Genomic DNA, 17,066 nt, shown 5'->3' on the forward strand with positions numbered 1-17,066 from the left:
TTCCCAAACGTTTAACTGACAGGTAGATCAAATACACCCTTGCTGGCAGGATGCGCTAGCAAGGGCGCGTACCAGCGCTCAATAGCGGGGTAGGCGGGGCTCGTCTCACCGCTGCGCGCACGCACGGCCCACCAACGATGCACTTCGCTAAGGAGGGGAATGTCTGCCATCGTCAAAGAGTTGCCGGCCATGTAAGGCTGCTTGGCCAGATGTGCCTCCACGATGCCCAGCCAATGATGCATCTTGCGCGTGTGCTCTTTGATCAGTACATGATTGCGTTGCTCTGGCGCTGTGCGAACCCACTGCGCAAAGGGAAGAGCGCTCGCGCGATTGAGTTCAGATTGCTGCCAATCCATCCAGCGCTCGGCATCAAAGCGCTGTTTCGTGTCACTCGGATACAGCGCGCCGTTGGAATACTTCTCGCACAAGTAGCGCACTATGACGTTACTCTCCCAGAGCGTATAGTCACCGTCGTTCAGCACCGGGATCATGGCATTGGGATTCATCTGTTGAAACTCGGGTGTGTTGATCACACCAAAAGCAGCGCCTGCATCGATGCGTTGAATCGGCAAGTTCAAATATTGCGCCGTCCACATCACCTTGCGCACATTGATGGAGCTGATGCGCCCCCAGAGCGTGAGAGTCTCGCTCACAGGTGCTCCTTGAGCACAGAAGCCAAAGCAGCCACGCCCACGTTGATTTGCTCTACACTGGCCGTGACGAAACTCAGGCGCAAGGTGTTATTTGCAGCATTGTCGGCATAGAAAGCCGCGCCAGGCACGAAGGCGACATTGCGCTCTACGGCTTTGGGCAGCAGGTCAATTGCGTTCATGTGCGCGGGCAGTTTGAGCCAGAGGAACATGCCGCCGGTGGGCTGGTTCCACTGGATGCCTGTGTCTGCGAGTTCGCGTGAGAGCGCGGCGAGCATGGCTTCACATTGCGATTTGTAGAGCGCGCGGATGGTGGGCACGTGGCGGTCGATGAAGCCATCTTTCAAGACTTCAGCCACCAAGCGTTGATTGAAACTCGGTGTGTGCAAATCTGCCGCTTGCTTAGCTTGCAGGAGCTTGGGATAGAGAGCTTTAGGCGCAACCAAGAAGCCCAAGCGCAGGCCGGGGGCGAGTGTTTTGCTGAAGCTTCCCATGTAGATGCCGCCTTCAGGATTGCGCGCTGTGAGCGGCGCAGGCGGTGGCGTGTCAAACCACAAATCGCCATAAGGGTTGTCTTCTACGATGGGTAGGCCAGCCTCGCGCGCTGCTTGTGAGAGCGTTGCGCGCCGGGCCTCGCTCATGCTGCGGCCTGTGGGGTTTTGGTAGTTGGGTAGTACGTAGAGGAAGCGTGCACCTTTGGCTTTGCCCTTTAAATCCTCAACGATCACGCCTTCATCATCACTGGCCACGCTCACAAAGGCTGGCTCCATCGGCGTGAAGGCTTGCAGTGCACCCAGATACGTGGGCGTTTCCACGAGCACGCGAGAATCCTTGTCGATCAAGATTTTGGCGATCAGATCAAGGGCTTGTTGCGAGCCGGTGGTGATCAGCACCTGAGCTGGGTCAATCGCCCAAGGCACGCCAGCAGTGGCACTTTGCTTGGAAAGCTCGTTCGCCACAAATTCCCGCAGCGCTGGAAAGCCTTCGCTCGCCGCATATTGCAAAGCCGCTTGCCCATCTTTGGCGAGCACATCCGCGCATGCTTTTGCAAAAGCTGTAATTGGAAACGTCTTCGGCGAAGGCAAGCCCCCCGCAAAGCTGATGATGCCGGGCTTTTCCGTGACTTTCAAAATCTCTCGAATGATCGAGGGGTTCATACGCTCTGCACGCGCTGCAAGTTTCCAATGTGTATCTGTGCTCATATCACTCTCCACCTTCTTTTCCATAAAACACCACCCAAGTCACGAAATCATCGCTGAAATTTTCAAAGCGATGTTCTACACCTGCGGCCACAAAAAAAGCATCGCCTGCCGCAGCATCAAAGCGCTGCCCATTGATCACGATCTCGCCTGCGCCGCTGTGAATGAAATACAGCTCATCTTGTGTGTGTGGTTGCTGAATATCCGCACCTTTTGGCGCAAACACTTCCACCGACATCGTGCCACCCGCCATCATCGTGACGAAAGGCTCACCTTGCGAGTACTTGGTCGAGGGCGGCGCGGGCAAGCGCTTTAAGGCTTGGCTAATCGAGGCTTTCATGTCAGTCTTCCGTTGATGGGAAGCGAAGCTCGATGTGCGACATCGCACGATCGACGTACAGCTCTTTCTCGCCTACGGGCGCGAAGTAGTGCAACACTTCACGCGCTGCCGCAAAGCTTTTGAGTCGCGAGATCAACCAAGCGCTGACGTACTGCGTTGACAGGCAGCCGCCTGCAGTGGCCAAGTTGCCGTAAGAATAAAACGGCTGGTTCACGATGTTTGCGCCTGCCTCTTGCACCCAAGGCTTGCTCGTCAAATCGGTGCAAGCGGGCATCTGTTGCAAAAGCCCAAGCTTGGCCATGAGGAAGGTGCCCGAGCATTGCGAGACGATGAATTGGCGCAGGGGATCGAGCTTGATTTGGCTCATGATCTCAGCGTTAGCCGCCACCTCGCGCGTCTTCATGCCGCTGCCGATCAATACTGCATCTGAGCTTGCTGATTCGCTGAGCAATTCATGCGCTTCCAGGGTCAAGCCGTTCATGGAAGTGACGCGCGGTGTTGGGCTGCAAATCTTGACATGCCAATCCTTATCGCCCAACAGCGAGATGCGGCTGAGCATGCCGAAAGCGATCAGCGAATCGAGCTCATTGAAGCCATCAAAAGTCAGGATAGAGATTTTCATTTCGTATTAATCCACTATAAACAGCTTCGCCCCCAGCGGCGCACGCGAGCGATGTGGCTCGGCGTTATCAGCCACTTGGTAGCTCATGCCGGGTTTTAAGGTGAACACGCGGCCATCTTCCAGCTCTGTGATCAGCTCGCCTTCTATGCAGAGCAACACATGCCCTTTCACGCACCAATGATCGCTCACATAGCCGGGCGTGTATTCCACCATGCGCACGCGAATCTCGCCAAACTGCTGCGTGCGCCAGAACACACGGCCTGCATCGGCGGTTTTTTCTTCGGGAGGGATCGTCGCCCAATCCACAGTATTGAAAGGGATGCTATTCATCTTCATGGCTTCACACCTTGATCAACCGGCATTTTCTTGCCTACATACACCGTGGCAATCACGCCAAGAGCGAAGAAAAGCGTGATCATGTCCAGCTGCTCACCTAAGAGTGGAATCGCAAACAGCAAACTCAAAAACGGCTGCACCAATTGCACCTGGCTCACACGCACCGCGCCGCCCATGGCGAGGCCACGATACCAGGCGAAGAAGCCGATCCACATGGAGATAAGTGAGACATAGATAAAGCCCATCCAGCTGCTGGCGGCTATCGTTGCCCAAGAAGCGGGCATGTTCAAGAGCGTCACAGGCAAGGTAAGCGGCAGCGAGAGCACCAGCACCCAGCAAATCACTTGCTCAGCGCCGAGCTTAGGCGTGAGCCGCGCGCCGCCGATGTAGCCCAAGGCGGCGCTCATCATGGCGAGTAGTAAAAAGATATTTGCTGCGCCAAGTGAGATGCCGCCTGCGCGCAAGATCATGAAGCCGAGCACCAAGAAACTGCCGAGCAGGGCGCAAATCCAAAAACCTACAGCAGGCCGTTGCTTGAACCAAATGGCAGCTACTACTGCTGTAGCCAATGGCAGCTGCCCGGTGACGACTGCACCATGCATGCTGGGTACGTAGCGCAAGGCGAGTGCTAAGAAGAGAGGGAAGCCGACGACCACGCCAGCGGCTGTGAAAGCCACCAAGCCCCAGTCGTTCTTCGTTGGGACTTTCAATGCGCCACCTGAATGCACAAAGAGCAAATACAAGATCGAGAGCACGCCAGCTGCGGCTGCTCTGCCGAATGTGACGAACCAAGGCGAGAGCTGAGGGGCAGCGGTTGTGCCCACGGCGAGTTTGGTCATGGGCAGGGTCGCAGCAAAGAGCGTCACGCCGAGCAGGCCCCAAAGAAGTCCCTGATTGTCTTTCGTCATACCGTGATCATCCAAGCTGCGGTAATGACTAAAACCAAAGCCATCATTCGGTTAAACCACAACAGCCTTGCTCCTATAGCCAGCCAGCCGCGCAGCGCTGCGCCCATGAGTGCGTAGGCGAGGTTGCTGAAAAATGCAAAGGCCATGAGTGTGGGCAGGAGCACCATGAGGCGCGGCCAAAAATCTGCTTTGCCTGCGAGCCACCCGGCCACGACGGAGAGAGCAAACATCCAAGCCTTGATGTTCACAAACTGCAAAGCCGCGCCTTGCCAAAACGTCACATTCAGCCGCGCTTCATCCGCTTGCGCGAGCGAGCCGCTGCCGGAGAGCTTGTAGGCGAGCCAGAGCAGATATGCAACGCCCACTGCTTTCACCACCCACACAAGAACAGGTGCAGCCACCAAAAGCGCGCCCAGGCCAAATGCGCAGAGCAGCACCAATACGCCCCAGCCAATCGGTACAGCGCACACAAAGCGCATCGCGCGCGGCAAGCCGTGGTTGGCTGCGAGCGCGGTGGATAGGGTCGTGTTCGGCCCCGGAGAAAAGCTCATCGCTGTTCCGAGGATGAGTAGTGCGGTGAATTCAGTCCAAGGCATGGTGTTGTGTTTCTTCAAAATTGAATGTACATTAAACGGCAATACAGAGCCAATACAGTTAAGCCATTCAGTTACCCATCTGTACTGCTCGACGAGGCGATACACCTATGAGTCACACAATGAGGAGAGCGCTATGTTGATGCGCACCAGCCAGCAAACACTCACCGAGCAGCTTGTGGCGAGATTTTCCGAACGAATCCGCTCGCGCCTCTTGCCTGCGGGCAGCCGCTTGCCCAGCGTGCGCGAGTGTGCGCGCCAGCAGGAAGTCAGCCCACATACCGTGGTGGCTGCATACGATCAGCTCGTTGCAACGGGCCTGGTGGAGGCGCGCAAGCAGAAAGGTTTTTATGTGCGGGATGTGCATGTTTTAAAGCAAAATGAACAGTTTGCCGGCATAGAATCTGCGCAAAGTGCTATTAAAAATGTAGTGGCTGGGGCTCTGCATCAAAGGCCAAGAATTGATGCTACAGCCTTGATTCGCGGTATGTTTGCTCGGGGTGGCGGCTCACTCAGCTCTCCGCTGCAGCCTGGTATGGGCGTGCTGCCTCCCGATTGGATGGAAAGCGATTTTCTCGGGCCCGCTGTGCGCAAAGTGAGCCAAGGCCGCAATCTTTTGGAGGCTAGCTTGCGCTACGGAGAGCCGCTGGGCGATGCATCGCTACGCGAAGCGCTCTCCGTGAAGCTTCGCGATTTCGCCATTGATGCGCCCAGCAGCCGCATTGTCACCACGCAAGGCGCTACGCAAGCGCTTGATATCGTGAGCCGCACTTTGCTGAAAAGCGGTGATTATGTGATGGTCGAAGAGCCTGGTTGGGCGGTAGAGTTTGCACGGCTCGATGCATTGGGCATGCGCATCTTGCCTGTGCCGCGTACAGCCGAGGGCCCTGATCTGAATGTGATGGCGCGCTACTGCGAAGAACACGCACCGAAGCTCTACGTCAGTGTAAGCGTGCTGCACAACCCCACTGGCGCATGCCTCTCGCCGTCGAGCGCGCATCGCATCTTGCAGCTCGCAGCTAGCCAAGATTTCCATATCGTTGAAGACGACACCTATTGCCACATCGCACAGCCCCACGCCACGCGCATGTCCGCACTCGATGGCCTGCAGCGCACCATCTACGTGAGTGGCTTCGCCAAAATCCTCGCCCCCAACTGGCGTATCGGCTTCATGGCCACGCCCGAGCATTTAACAGAGCGTTTGCTAGACACCAAACTCCTCACCAGCCTCACCACCCCCGCCCTGCTGGAAAAGGCCTTGGCTCATTGCATCAACGAAGGTCATCTGCGCAAACACAGCGAGCGCGTGCGCACCCGGCTCGATGCAGCGCGCAGCCGAGCCGTGCGCCTCGCTTTGCAATCAGGCTGCTCCTTCGCCGCCGAGCCAGCGGGTCTGTTTGGTTGGGTGGAAACTGGCGTGGATACCGAGCCATTGGCTCAACGCATGTTGGATGACGGAATTCTTTTAGCACCAGGTGCTTTGTTCAACGCCGCCCGGCAGCCCAGCACCTTGATGCGGATTAACTTTGCGACTACGCAAGAGGCAGGGTTTTGGAAGAAATTTGTGGCTCAGCGCGATGCGAGCCAGCGCTGAAGATCAAGCGCGCAACTGCCCTTCACCGAGCACCACATATTTCAGCGAAGTCAGCCCTTCCACGCCTACAGGTCCGCGTGCGTGAAACTTGTCGGTGGAGATGCCGATTTCTGCACCGAGGCCAAATTCAAAGCCATCCGCAAATCGTGTGCTCGCGTTCACCATCACGCTGGCTGAATCCACTTCGCGCAGGAAGCGCTGAGCGTGGATGTGGTTCGTGGTGAGGATCGCATCGGTGTGGTGCGATGAGTAATGGTTGATGTGCGTGATCGCAGCGTCCAAACCGTCCACGATTTTGATGCTGATGATGGGAGCGAGGTATTCTTCAAACCAATCTTGGCTTGTGGCATCTTTCAAAAGCGCTATTGAATCAGTAGCACCTTGCGCAGTAAATACGCCGGCGATTAGCTGTTTTGACTCTAAATCGCAGCGCATTTCCACGCCTTTGGCTGCATAGATGGCTGCAATCTTCGGAAGAAACTCTTTGGCCACGCCGCGCGATACAAGCAAGCCCTCAGCCGCATTGCAAGGCGAATACTTATTCGTCTTCGCGTTATCCGCCACGCGCACCGCCATCTCGATATCGCAAGGATCGTCCACATACACATGGCAATTGCCATCGAGGTGTTTGATCACGGGTACTTTCGCATCACGGCTGATGCGCTCGATCAAGCCCTTGCCGCCGCGCGGAATGATCACGTCCACAAACTGCGGCATGGTGATCAGCTGCCCCACGGCCTCGCGGTCGGTCGTGGGTACGAGTTGCACGCCGTCTTCTGGCAAGCCGTTCTCGGCCAAAGCTTGGCGCACGAGCGCTGCCAGCGCACGATTCGATTCAATCGCTTCTGAGCCGCCGCGCAAGATGCAGGCATTGCCACTCTTGATCGACAAAGAAGCAGCCTCAATCGTCACATTCGGCCGGCTCTCGTAAATCATGCCAAACACACCAATGGGCACGCGCATCTGCCCCACACGAATGCCACTCTCCATCTGGCGCATGCCAGAAATCTCGCCGATGATGTCAGCCATCGCCGCAAGCTGCTCGCAGCCTAAAGCGCAAGTTTCAATCACCTTCGGCGTGAGCTTCAAGCGATCTACCATCGGTGCTGACAGGCCTGCAGCCGTTGCGCGCTCCAAATCTTTCGCATTTTCTACTTGCAGAGTGGCGATACTGGAGCGCAACAGCCCAGCCAGCCGCTTCAAAGCCGCATTCTTCTGCAACGCCGGAGCCCGAGCCATCTCAAACGCTGCGCGGCGCGCGTGGCTACCCAGGAGTTGAATCAATTCGGCGGTGGAGCTTGCATTCATGCCCTAATTGTCTCATGATCAATCTTTCGGCAAGCAAACCGCACCATGTTCAAAGAAGACAAGAAAACAGGCTTACTCACGCCGGGCGACTACGCTAAAAGTGCGCTCAGAGAGCTGATTCTTTATGTCTTCATGGCGATCGCCGCTGTCGTCACCATTGTGATAGCGATTGAGATGCGAAGCTGGTGGCCTTTCGCAGGCTGGTTTGTTGCAGTGTTCGCGTTTGGCTTGTTGCTTGAACGCTTTAATCGTTAGCCGCCATCAAAGCAAGATCATCAAACTGCTACCTTACAAACCATGCCCGCCAACTGCTGCAGCGCCACCCAACTATTGCTTGGCCAGCCTGGGCTTTTCAAGCCTTTGACAATGCCATCGACTTGATGCGCAGCATGTAGCAAGTTGGCTGAATCGAGCGGCGAGAGGCGGGGCAAGATGCGTTCATACAGACGTTGCTTGATGCCCCAGACTCTCGCCTCTTGCAGCGCCATCGGTAGCGGTTTGCCTTCATCCATCAGGCTGCGAACGCGGTGGAGGTTGCGGATGTCTTCGCTGAGCGCCCAATGCACGAGCACTTCAGCCTCGCCTTCGGCTTGCAGGCCGTCGAGCATGCGCTGGGTACGCACGAGGTTGCCGGCGAGCACGGCTTCAGAGAGTTTGAAGACATCGTAGCGAGCGACGTTGAGCACGGCGGCTTCGATTTGTTCGAAGCTCAGTTCTTTCGGCGCATCGGGGCTGGATGGATGCAGCAAAGAGAGTTTTTGAATTTCCTGATGCGCCGCAAGCAGATTGCCTTCCACGCGATCAGCGAAGAATTTCAAAGTGCGCTCGCCTTCTTCGCCGCTTTTTACGCGCAGGCCAGCTTGTGCCAAGCGTTGCGTGAGCCAGGGCGCGAGGGCGCGGCGGTCAATTTCTTGCACTTCGAGCGTGACACCGAAGCTATCGAGTGCGCTGAACCACGCGCCGGTTTTGCTCATCTTGTCGAGCTTGGGCAACACGAAGATCGTGATCACATCGTCATTACCCTTTGCGCTCTCGGCAATTTGCTGAATCGCGGGGCTGCCTTCTTTGCCGGGCTTGCCGCTGGGGATGCGCACTTCCACGATTTGTTTGTCGCCAAACAAACTCATGGAGCCGCCCGAGGCGAGCACTTCGCTCCAATCGAAATGCGCGCCAGCGACGGTGTGCACCACGCGCTCGGTGTAGCCTTGCGCGCGAGCGACGGCGCGAATCGCGTCTGCGGCTTCTTGAATCAGCAAAGCCTCATCGCCATGAAGCGTGTAAAGGGATTTGAGACCCTTTTGCAGATGCTGTGTAAGTTGCGCGGCGGCGAGTTGCATGGAGAGATTGTAGGCAGATTGCGTGGCTGCCCAATCCAGTCTTGAGCCTCTTTTTTATGGAGAATTCATGCCAAAAATAGCAGTTTGCCGGCATAGAATCTGCGCAATGCGCTACTTATTTGATAGCGTATGAGTGGTGATCAAGATACGCTGCATAGAACGGGCTGGCGTCGCGCAGTGCGAGGGCTGGGCTCCTTGCCTGAGGCTCGGCATTCTTTGAGCGCAGCGTCCACCAAAGCCATCGCCATCCACAAGGCTGTGCTTTCAATTTGTTGATCGTTGATCTTCAAAATATCGCGCATCACCACATAAGGCTCAATGCCATAGACGACGGAGAGCGCTTGGTGCAGGCGCTTGCGCACAGCGGGCGTGAGCTGTGCTTTCAAAGGCTCCATCGCATGCTCAAGAATCGCCACGCGATAGCCACGGCGGTAAGGGCGCTCTTCCAGCAGCCCAGCGCGCTCCAGCGCTTGATGCTCCAAGGCGAGCTGCGCAGCGGCGCGAAGCTGGGGTTCAAACTGTTTGAAGAGAGGAAATGTCTCGACAAACAGCTCTTTCACGCGGGCGCGGCCATCGGGCTGGGTGGAATGAAACTGACGCACGGGCGCCAGAGATGCGTTGACTACGGCGGCGATCAACTCGCTGCGCGTTGTGAAATAGCGATAGGCCGTGGCGCGCGAAACATGCGCTTGCAAGGCGACTTCAGCAATGGAAGGAATATGCCCGCGCTCGTTGATCAGGCCGATAGCTGTATCCAAAAGTAGCTTCATGGTGGAAGCTTTCACGCCGCGCAGCGGGGCGGGCTCTGTGGTGGTGGGTGCTGCGCGGGTCATCAGGGAAATTCCTATGTTATTTGGTGGCTGAGTGGATTGCTATGTTATTTCCGTCTGCCTATGATACGCCGAGATCAATTTGAGACTCAAGTCTCATTTTGATGAAAACAACATTCAGACAAGAGACAAATTTCATGCGCCTAGCCAGTTGGTCTTGGGGTGGTCAGCCTCATGTGGGTACCGTGTCCAGTGATGGGCAGGAGTTAACCGCGTTAGATGTCAGCCGTGCAGACCGTGGGGTGCTGCCTGTGTTGCAAGGCTTGGTGCGAGGTGAAGCGCTGCCAGCTTCCAAAGGCACACGTTTGCCGGTGTCCGCCGTGCAGCTCCATGCGCCGATGCGTAAGCCCTTGCGCAGCCTCATTTGCGTGGGGCGCAACTATCGCGCACATGCCGCTGAGCTGGCGGGCAGTGTGTTCACCAGCAATGCGAATGATCAAATGCAATGGCCTATTGTGTTTACCAAACTGGCCGAATGCGTGGTGGGGCCGCATGACGATGTGCTCTTGCCTGGCGCACAAATCTCCGAGCAGATTGATTACGAATCTGAGCTTGCCGTGGTGATCGGCAAAGGCGGGAAGAATATTTCAGCCGCGCGCGCAATGGAGCATGTGTTTGGTTACACCGTGGTCAACGATGTGACGGCGCGTGATGTGCAGATGCGGCATTCGCAATGGGATTTGGGCAAGAGCTTCGATACCTTCTGCCCGATGGGGCCATGGATCGTGACAGCGGATGAGCTGCAGCATGACAACATTCGGGTGCGTGGTTGGGTCAATGGCGAGTTGCGCCAAGATGGCAACACCAAAGACTTGATTTTCAACATCCCCAACCTGATCGAAACCTGCTCGCGTGGTATCACGCTGATGCCCGGCGATGTGATTGCCACCGGCACACCCGCAGGTGTCGGCATGGGCATGAAGCCGCCGCGCTATTTGAAGAGTGGCGATGTGGTGCGCGTTGAGATCGACGGCATCGGCGCGATTGAAAACCGTTTTGTCTGAGAGTAATCAATGACCATTCATTGGATCGACAAAATGGCGGTGGATGTCGAGGGCGAGGGCGAGGGCGAAGCCGTCGTTATGCTGCATGGCCTGGGCGGTTCGATGAATGTCTGGGCACCACTCATGCCTGCGCTGCAGAATTACAAAGTCATCCGTATCGATACACCGGGCGCAGGGCGCTCCAAGCATGCCTACGCTTTGTCAGAAAATACGTCACACAAAGGCCAGCTATCCTGCGATGTGGTCGCGCAAAGCGTGATTGATGTGTGCAAAGAGTTGGGTGTCAACCAAGCGCATCTGGTCGGGCATTCGTTAACCACGATGGTCTGCCCCTATGTGGCCGTGAAAGCGCCGAAGCTGGTGAAAAGTATCAGCCTGTTTGCTTCGATGGCGCAACCGAGCCAAGCTGTGCGTGATGGCATGAGAGCGCGTGCGCCGCTGGTGCGTGCCAAGGGTAACTTTGAAGCGGCTGTTGCCGTGTCCAACGCTGCACTATCAGCCTCAACCAAAGAAATGCATCCTGTTGCCGTGGCTTATGTGCGCGAAAGCATCATGGGGCAAGACGCAGAAGGCTATGCGCGCAATTGCCTGCTGTTGGCAGAAGCCACGCCCACCACGCTGGAAGACATCCAATGCCCGATGCTGTTGATCACGGGGGATGAAGATGTCGTCACGCCGCTGGCGAGTGCGCGCGAGCTGATGGCGCGTGTGCCGCAGGCGCGGCTGGAGGTGCTGAACAAATGCGGCCATTGGCCGATGCTGGAGCGCCCAGATCAGTGCCAGCGCATCTTGCGTGATTTCTTGCAAGCTCATTCGCGAGGCCAAGCATGACGATTCAATGGATCGACAAGATGGCGGTGGATGTGGAAGGCGAGGGCGAAACCGTCGTCATGCTGCATGGCTTGGGCGGCTCGATGAATGTGTGGGCACCGCTCATGCCTGCGCTGCAAAACTATCGAGTGATTCGCATTGATATGCCGGGATCGGGGCGCTCAAAAGATGCAGATATCTTGTCGAAAGAGGCTGCGAACAAGGGCGAGCTCTCTGCAGATCTGCTCGCGCAATGCGTGATCAAAGTTTGTAAAGCGCTGAATGTTCAAAAAGCGCATCTGGTGGGGCATTCATGGGGCACGCTGATCAGCCAGTATGTGACTGTGAAAGCGCCCCAGTTGGTCAAGAGCTTGTGTTTGTTTGGCGTGCTGCCTCAGCCCTATCCTGCGATGCGCGAGGGCATGCAAGGGCGTGCGTCTGATGTGCGTGCGAACGGCATGTTTGGCTCTGCATCGGTGATTTCTGATGTGGCTTTGTCAGCCTCCACCAAAGAGACGCAACCTATCACGGTAGCCTATGTGCACGAAGGCGTGGCGAGTCAAGACCCGGAAGGCTTTGCACGCAATTGCTTGGCCTTGGCTGCTGCCAAGCCTACGCAGCTCGAAGAGATTGCTTGCCCTGTGATGCTGATCACGGGTGATGAAGATATCGTCACGCCGCTGTCTTCGGCGCGCGAGCTGATGGCGCGCGTGCCACAAGCGCGCTTAGAGATTTTGAGCAAGTGTGGTCATTGGCCCACGCTGGAGCGCACGGAAGCGAGCCGTCGCATCCTGCGTGATTTTTTAGATCGTCAACGCTGAAAGCTGAGCCATGTCCGACGTGCTATTTACCAATGTCAAGGTTTTCGATGCCACCGGCGAGCAGCCCTATCAGGGCGAGGTGCTGGTGCAGGGCAATCGCATCACGCGAGTCACGCGTACCGGCTATGGTCAGGCGCGTGGCGCGGTGCAAGGGGCGCACATCATTGACGGCGCAGGTGCATTCCTCATGCCCGGCATGATCGAGGCGCACACGCATTTTTCTTGGAACGATCAGCCCAGCTTGGATGCGATTCAGCGCATGCCGCCTGAAGAGCATATTTTGTGGTGCGCTGAAGTGGCCGAGCGCTATTTGGATATGGGCTGGACAAGCTGCGTCGGCGCTGCGACTGCCAAGCCCCGCCTTGATGTGGCGATCCGTGATGCGATCAACAATGGCACGATCATCGGGCCGCGTTATCTCGCAGCGAGCCAAGAGATCACCGTGCAGGGCGGCTTGGGTGACACCACGATGCCACATTTGCCGCAGCCTGAGTTTGCGTTTGGTGCCGTGGTCTGCGGCGCGGAAGAGATGCGCAAAACCGTGCGCACCTTCATCAAGTACGGCGTGGATTCTCTCAAGATCAATCTCTCGGGAGAGTCCATTACCGGCATGCCTAGTTCGATGAGTCAGTTCACCGAAGAGGAAATCAAGGTCTGCGTGAGTGAGGCCAAAGCCTGGGGCAAGAGAGTCTCGGCACATGCACGCTCCACCTGGGGTGTGAAGCAATGCATCAAGCATGGCATTGAAGTGATCTACCACGCCAGCTATACCGACGAAGAGACGCTAGACATGATGGAGGCGAGCAAACGCGATCACTTTGTTGCGCCCGGCTTGGCTTGGCTCATCAACACCTGCCACAACGCCAGCCAATATGGCATCACGCCTGATGTGGCGCGCAAGATGGGCTATTTTGAGGAGCTCGATGCAGCCATCAAATCCATGCAAGGCTTGCACAAGCGTGGCGTGCGCATCCTGCCCGGTGGCGACTATGGCTTTGCGTGGACACCGCATGGCACGAATGCCAAAGACCTCGAGTATTTTGTGAAATACGTGGGCATGTCCAATATGGAAGCCTTGCTCTCAGCCACGGCTTGGGGCGGGCCGATGATGAAGCTGCGTGATCAGCTGGGCAAGATTCAAGAGGGCTATCTCGCTGATATTTTGTTGATTGATGGCGATCCGCTGCGCGATATCAAAATCTTGCAAGATAAAGCACGCATTCTTGCCGTGATGAAGGATGGCAAATTTCACCGCGCACCCGCCGGCCGTGCATCCCCCACAAGCCGCTGGGCTGACTAAGTGAGACTGAGGGAAAGAGACCAAACCATGTCACGTATCCTTTTCAACAACGTCCGCATCATCGACGGCTCGGGTCAGCCTTCGTTCGCCGGCTCGGTGCTCGTCGAGAAAAACCGTATTGCCCAGATCAATCGCTCCGTCTCGCCGCTGTATGCGGGTGATGCGATGGTGATTGATGGCGCGGGCGCAACCCTCATGCCCGGCATGATTGAAGCGCACACGCATTTTTCTTGGAATGATGCCGCCACGCTGGATGCGATTCAGCGCATGCCGGTCGAGGAGCATGTGCTGTGGTGTCGCCAAACAGCCAAACGGTATCTCATGGCAGGCTTCACATCTTGCTTGGGTGCAGCCTGCGCCAAGCCGCGCTTGGATGTGGTGATTCGCAATGCGATCAACTCTGGCCAGATTCCTGGGCCTCGCTATCTTGCGGCGAGCCAAGAGATCACCGTGCCTGGTGCTCTGGGTGATGAGACCTTGTCGCATCTTCCTTTCCCGGAATACAGCTTTGGCGTGAATGTGAATGGCGCGGAAGAGATGCGCAAAGTGGTGCGCATGTTCCTCAAATACGGCGTGGATTCGATCAAGCTCAATCTCTCGGGCGATAACTTTGTGCCCCATGCGCCTGCAGACACCACTTGGATGACCGATGCCGAAGTGGCGGCTGCCGCTGAGGAAGTGCGCATGCGTGGAAAGCGAATCATTGTGCATGCGCGCTCCAAAGCCAGCGTTCAACAAGCGCTTAAACACGGCATTGAATTGATCTATCACTCCAGCTTCACGGATGAGAAAACGCTCGACATGCTGGAAGAGCGCAAAGACAAGATCTTTGTCGCGCCCGGGTTGGCGATTCTCTACGCGATGCTGTATGAAGCCGAGCCTTGGGGCACAACGCATGCCAAGGCGGTGGAGATGGGCTACCAGATTGAGTGGGATGCCGCAATTGAATCGCTGAGCGCCATGCACAAGCGCGGCGTGCGTGTGCTCCCGGGGGGCGACTATGGCTTTGCCTTCACGCCACATTGCCAGAATGCGCGCGATCTGGAATTCTTTGTGAAGTATCTAGGCTTCACGCCGCTGGAGGCGATTCGCAGCGCCACGCAATTGGGCGGGCAACTCATGATGATGGGGCACGAGCTGGGCATGATCAAAGAAGGCTATCTGGCGGATATCTTGTTGATCGATGGTGATCCCGTGGCTAACTTGAGCATTCTGCGCAAACCTGAGCGCATTCTTGCTGTGATGAAAGACGGCAAATTTGCGAAGACACCTGAGATGGACAGCCGCAGCGCGTCAAAAGGGTGGGCAGCATGACGCGCAACCAGAAAATTGCCCTGTGGGTTTTGGTCGGTGGCCCTATCGCCGCCTTCAGTGCTTGGGCGATTCACGATAACCTGCGTTTGTATTTCGTCACTCTGCTCAACGGCCTCACATTAGCCTCGCTGTATTTCATCGTGGCCAGCGGCTTCACTTTGGTGTTTGGCCTGATGCGCAACGTGAATCTGGCACATGGCTCGCTCTATTTATTGGGGGGCTATGTGGGCTTCTTTGTGGCTGCCAAAACCGGTTATTGGATTGTGGCCGTTGCTGCTGGTTTTGCGGCGGCCGCGCTCGCAGGCTTGTTGATCCAGATCTTTATCTTGCGCCATATGCAAGGCCAGGATCTTCGGCAAACCATGGTGACGATTGGTTTGTCCATCGTGATCGCGGATATTCTGCTCTGGATCTTTACCGGGCAGGTCTATCAAATCGAAGCGCCAGAATGGCTGCAAGGCCCGATCAAAGGTTTGCCGATCATCAATGCATATTCCGCTTATCGCCTGAGCTTGCTGGGCATGGGCATCGTGATTGGTGTGACGCTGTGGCTGCTGCTGAGCAAAACCCGTGTGGGCATGATGATTCGCGCCGGTGTGGATGATCGCGCCATGCTGTCAGCGGCGGGCGTGAATGTCAATTTGATTTTTGCGATCACCTTCGCGCTCGGCGCTGGCTTGGCTGGCTTGGGTGGCGTGATCGGCGCGGTAGAGCTCTCCATCGTGCCCGGTGAAGACACGCGCTTGCTGCTCGCTTCTCTGATCGTAGTGATCGTAGGCGGTATGGGCAGCATCTTAGGCGCGGCAATTGGTGCTGTGATTCTCGGTCTGGCGGAGACTTATGGCTTGGCTTATGCGCCCACCTACAGCGTCGTATTCACCTTTGTGATTTTGATTCTCGTGCTGGCCTTCCGTCCACGCGGCATCATGGGGAAAGCAGCATGAGCGCAGCACGCTGGCGGCAAGCCATGAACCGTGACGCAAACGCGGCTTTGCGTCAGACCGCTTTGTCTCATCAGGCGAGCAAATCATCCGCCATCAAGGGCATGGATGCATCGCCACGTGTCTCGTTTGAATGGGTGCGCGATACCTTCAAAGCCATTGGCATCCGCCATGTGGTCGTCATGTTGTTTGTGCTGCTGTTTCCTTGGATGGTGTCACCGTTTATGACGTTTCAAATCGGTGCGCAGTCTTTGATTTTTGGCTTGATTGCCTTATCGCTCACCTTGCTGGGTGGCTATGGTGGCATGGTGTCGCTCGCGCAAATGACAGTCGCTGGTATCGCGGGCTACACCGTAGCTATTTTGGGGACGAGTGGCACACCAGAGATCAGTTTGAATTGGCCTTGGTGGGTAGCGATTATTTTTGCGCTCTTCATCGCTACCGCATGCTCGATTTTGATTGGCTGGCTATCAGTCCGCACCGAAGGCATTTACACCATCATGATCACGGTGGCGATTGGGGCGGCCTTCTACTATTTGGCTCTGCAAAACTACAGTGTCTTCAACGGCTTTCAGGGCTTCCAGAAAGTCTATCCACCGAAATTGTTTGACGTGGATTGGCGCTCGCCTTTGCCTTTTTACTACCTGTCTTTAGTGCTGGCTTTGGCAGGTTATTTCTTCGTCAAGCACTTGATCCGCACGCCATTCGGTATTGCCTTGCAAGGCACGCGCGATAACGCGCGCCGCATGAATTCTTTGGGATTCAATGTCATCGCGCATCGCATGGCGGCTTACGCTGTTTCTGGTTTTATTGCCGCTGTGGGCGGCGTGATGCTGGTTTGGTACAACGGTTTGATTGTGCCGGGCTCAGTGAACACCGGCTGGCTCATCAATATTTTGGTGATTGCTGTGCTGGGCGGCATGAAGCATCCGATCGGCGCTTTCTTGGGCGCGATTATTTTTGTATTGCTGCAAACCTTTGCCATCGATCTGATTGATCGTGAGCGTTTCAACCTCGTGATTGGTGGCGTATTTTTGGCGATTGTTCTTTTTTCCCCTGATGGTTTGCTTGGGTTGTGGGCGCGTTTGAAATCGCGCCTATCACCCAAGCTATCCATCAAATCCACTGTGCGTTAACAACGCATTTTTCATTGAAGACG

Annotated in this window: 19 protein-coding genes; 9 read left to right on the forward strand and 10 right to left on the reverse strand. The window is 56.3% G+C overall.

The features are described 5' to 3' along the window. Positions 1-11 precede the first annotated feature (11 nt). The 7 genes from KIH26_RS00210 to KIH26_RS00240 are packed head-to-tail and all read right to left on the reverse strand — an operon-like array spanning position 12 to position 4,651. On the reverse strand, positions 12-653 hold the full coding sequence (locus tag KIH26_RS00210) for a glutathione S-transferase family protein (RefSeq protein ID WP_349627828.1): 642 nt from the start codon (positions 651-653) through the stop codon (positions 12-14). Beyond that, on the reverse strand, positions 650-1,852 hold the full coding sequence (locus tag KIH26_RS00215; RefSeq protein ID WP_213441299.1) for an aminotransferase-like domain-containing protein: 1,203 nt from the start codon (positions 1,850-1,852) through the stop codon (positions 650-652). The genes KIH26_RS00210 and KIH26_RS00215 overlap by 4 nt, the downstream gene beginning before the upstream one ends. Position 1,853: 1 nt before the next feature. Continuing rightward, positions 1,854-2,189, reverse strand: coding sequence for a cupin domain-containing protein (locus KIH26_RS00220; protein ID WP_213441301.1), 336 nt, complete (start codon positions 2,187-2,189; stop codon positions 1,854-1,856). Between the two features lies 1 nt (position 2,190). Beyond that, positions 2,191-2,811: a DJ-1/PfpI family protein gene (locus tag KIH26_RS00225; protein ID WP_213441303.1), complete on the reverse strand. Its 621-nt coding sequence runs from the start codon at positions 2,809-2,811 to the stop codon at positions 2,191-2,193. Between the two features lie 6 nt (positions 2,812-2,817). Continuing rightward, a complete protein-coding gene (locus tag KIH26_RS00230; protein WP_213441305.1) occupies positions 2,818-3,147 on the reverse strand; it encodes a DHCW motif cupin fold protein in 330 nt (109 codons plus the stop codon). Beyond that, positions 3,144-4,055 (reverse strand): DMT family transporter, encoded by a 912-nt coding sequence (locus tag KIH26_RS00235; protein ID WP_213441307.1) that lies wholly within the window; start codon positions 4,053-4,055, stop codon positions 3,144-3,146. The genes KIH26_RS00230 and KIH26_RS00235 overlap by 4 nt, the downstream gene beginning before the upstream one ends. Beyond that, positions 4,052-4,651, reverse strand: coding sequence for a LysE family translocator (locus KIH26_RS00240; RefSeq protein WP_213441309.1), 600 nt, complete (start codon positions 4,649-4,651; stop codon positions 4,052-4,054). Before KIH26_RS00240 ends, KIH26_RS00235 begins: the two co-directional genes overlap by 4 nt. A gap of 133 nt (positions 4,652-4,784) precedes the next feature. On the opposite strand from KIH26_RS00240, the gene KIH26_RS00245 reads away from it, so the two are divergent. Then, positions 4,785-6,242, forward strand: a complete 1,458-nt coding sequence (locus tag KIH26_RS00245) for an aminotransferase-like domain-containing protein (protein ID WP_213441311.1) — start codon at positions 4,785-4,787, stop codon at positions 6,240-6,242. 3 nt (positions 6,243-6,245) lie between these two features. On the opposite strand, the gene KIH26_RS00250 is transcribed toward KIH26_RS00245, so the two are convergent. Further along, positions 6,246-7,550 (reverse strand): glutamate-5-semialdehyde dehydrogenase, encoded by a 1,305-nt coding sequence (locus KIH26_RS00250; protein WP_213441313.1) that lies wholly within the window; start codon positions 7,548-7,550, stop codon positions 6,246-6,248. A gap of 45 nt (positions 7,551-7,595) precedes the next feature. On the opposite strand from KIH26_RS00250, the gene KIH26_RS00255 reads away from it, so the two are divergent. After that, positions 7,596-7,805, forward strand: coding sequence for a hypothetical protein (locus KIH26_RS00255; RefSeq protein ID WP_213441315.1), 210 nt, complete (start codon positions 7,596-7,598; stop codon positions 7,803-7,805). 20 nt (positions 7,806-7,825) lie between these two features. Here the strand turns inward: KIH26_RS00255 and holA are convergent, their stop codons facing one another. Both holA and KIH26_RS00265 read right to left on the reverse strand, forming a co-directional pair. Beyond that, positions 7,826-8,887: a DNA polymerase III subunit delta gene (holA, locus tag KIH26_RS00260; protein ID WP_213441317.1), complete on the reverse strand. Its 1,062-nt coding sequence runs from the start codon at positions 8,885-8,887 to the stop codon at positions 7,826-7,828. Positions 8,888-9,027: 140 nt separating this feature from the next. Further along, a complete protein-coding gene (locus KIH26_RS00265) occupies positions 9,028-9,720 on the reverse strand; it encodes a TetR/AcrR family transcriptional regulator (protein WP_213441318.1) in 693 nt (230 codons plus the stop codon). 134 nt (positions 9,721-9,854) lie between these two features. Between KIH26_RS00265 and KIH26_RS00270 the strand changes: the two genes are divergently transcribed. The 7 genes from KIH26_RS00270 to KIH26_RS00300 are packed head-to-tail and all read left to right on the forward strand — an operon-like array spanning position 9,855 to position 17,043. Then, positions 9,855-10,721, forward strand: coding sequence for a fumarylacetoacetate hydrolase family protein (locus tag KIH26_RS00270; protein ID WP_213441320.1), 867 nt, complete (start codon positions 9,855-9,857; stop codon positions 10,719-10,721). Between the two features lie 9 nt (positions 10,722-10,730). Next, positions 10,731-11,552, forward strand: coding sequence for an alpha/beta fold hydrolase (locus tag KIH26_RS00275; protein ID WP_213441322.1), 822 nt, complete (start codon positions 10,731-10,733; stop codon positions 11,550-11,552). Continuing rightward, the gene (locus tag KIH26_RS00280) at positions 11,549-12,352 is read left to right on the forward strand and encodes an alpha/beta fold hydrolase (protein WP_213441324.1); all 804 of its coding nucleotides are present in this window, start codon (positions 11,549-11,551) and stop codon (positions 12,350-12,352) included. The genes KIH26_RS00275 and KIH26_RS00280 overlap by 4 nt, the downstream gene beginning before the upstream one ends. Positions 12,353-12,362: 10 nt before the next feature. Next, positions 12,363-13,652: a metal-dependent hydrolase family protein gene (locus tag KIH26_RS00285; protein ID WP_213441326.1), complete on the forward strand. Its 1,290-nt coding sequence runs from the start codon at positions 12,363-12,365 to the stop codon at positions 13,650-13,652. A 27-nt stretch (positions 13,653-13,679) separates the two neighbouring features. Continuing rightward, positions 13,680-14,966: a metal-dependent hydrolase family protein gene (locus KIH26_RS00290; RefSeq protein ID WP_213441327.1), complete on the forward strand. Its 1,287-nt coding sequence runs from the start codon at positions 13,680-13,682 to the stop codon at positions 14,964-14,966. Then, entirely contained in the window at positions 14,963-15,910 is a 948-nt protein-coding gene (locus tag KIH26_RS00295; RefSeq protein ID WP_213441329.1) for a branched-chain amino acid ABC transporter permease, read from the forward strand. The genes KIH26_RS00290 and KIH26_RS00295 overlap by 4 nt, the downstream gene beginning before the upstream one ends. Further along, positions 15,907-17,043 carry a branched-chain amino acid ABC transporter permease gene (locus KIH26_RS00300; RefSeq protein ID WP_213441331.1) on the forward strand — a complete coding sequence of 379 codons (1,137 nt, stop codon included), beginning with the start codon at positions 15,907-15,909 and terminating at the stop codon, positions 17,041-17,043. The genes KIH26_RS00295 and KIH26_RS00300 overlap by 4 nt, the downstream gene beginning before the upstream one ends. Positions 17,044-17,066 lie beyond the last annotated feature (23 nt).

This window comes from Variovorax sp. PCZ-1 (assembly GCF_018413605.1).
In the GTDB taxonomy this organism is placed as follows: domain Bacteria; phylum Pseudomonadota; class Gammaproteobacteria; order Burkholderiales; family Burkholderiaceae_C; genus JANMDU01.

Coding starts and splice junctions, on each gene's coding strand:
- KIH26_RS00300 (WP_213441331.1), top strand. CDS start 15,907: ATGAGCGCAGCACGCTGGCGGCAAGCCATGAACCGTGACGCAAACGCG.
- KIH26_RS00235 (WP_213441307.1), bottom strand. CDS start 4,055: ATGACGAAAGACAATCAGGGACTTCTTTGGGGCCTGCTCGGCGTGACG.
- KIH26_RS00280 (WP_213441324.1), top strand. CDS start 11,549: ATGACGATTCAATGGATCGACAAGATGGCGGTGGATGTGGAAGGCGAG.
- KIH26_RS00255 (WP_213441315.1), top strand. CDS start 7,596: ATGTTCAAAGAAGACAAGAAAACAGGCTTACTCACGCCGGGCGACTAC.
- holA (WP_213441317.1), bottom strand. CDS start 8,887: ATGCAACTCGCCGCCGCGCAACTTACACAGCATCTGCAAAAGGGTCTC.
- KIH26_RS00290 (WP_213441327.1), top strand. CDS start 13,680: ATGTCACGTATCCTTTTCAACAACGTCCGCATCATCGACGGCTCGGGT.
- KIH26_RS00245 (WP_213441311.1), top strand. CDS start 4,785: ATGTTGATGCGCACCAGCCAGCAAACACTCACCGAGCAGCTTGTGGCG.
- KIH26_RS00240 (WP_213441309.1), bottom strand. CDS start 4,651: ATGCCTTGGACTGAATTCACCGCACTACTCATCCTCGGAACAGCGATG.
- KIH26_RS00285 (WP_213441326.1), top strand. CDS start 12,363: ATGTCCGACGTGCTATTTACCAATGTCAAGGTTTTCGATGCCACCGGC.
- KIH26_RS00270 (WP_213441320.1), top strand. CDS start 9,855: ATGCGCCTAGCCAGTTGGTCTTGGGGTGGTCAGCCTCATGTGGGTACC.
- KIH26_RS00295 (WP_213441329.1), top strand. CDS start 14,963: ATGACGCGCAACCAGAAAATTGCCCTGTGGGTTTTGGTCGGTGGCCCT.
- KIH26_RS00225 (WP_213441303.1), bottom strand. CDS start 2,811: ATGAAAATCTCTATCCTGACTTTTGATGGCTTCAATGAGCTCGATTCG.
- KIH26_RS00220 (WP_213441301.1), bottom strand. CDS start 2,189: ATGAAAGCCTCGATTAGCCAAGCCTTAAAGCGCTTGCCCGCGCCGCCC.
- KIH26_RS00250 (WP_213441313.1), bottom strand. CDS start 7,550: ATGAATGCAAGCTCCACCGCCGAATTGATTCAACTCCTGGGTAGCCAC.
- KIH26_RS00265 (WP_213441318.1), bottom strand. CDS start 9,720: ATGACCCGCGCAGCACCCACCACCACAGAGCCCGCCCCGCTGCGCGGC.
- KIH26_RS00275 (WP_213441322.1), top strand. CDS start 10,731: ATGACCATTCATTGGATCGACAAAATGGCGGTGGATGTCGAGGGCGAG.
- KIH26_RS00230 (WP_213441305.1), bottom strand. CDS start 3,147: ATGAAGATGAATAGCATCCCTTTCAATACTGTGGATTGGGCGACGATC.
- KIH26_RS00215 (WP_213441299.1), bottom strand. CDS start 1,852: ATGAGCACAGATACACATTGGAAACTTGCAGCGCGTGCAGAGCGTATG.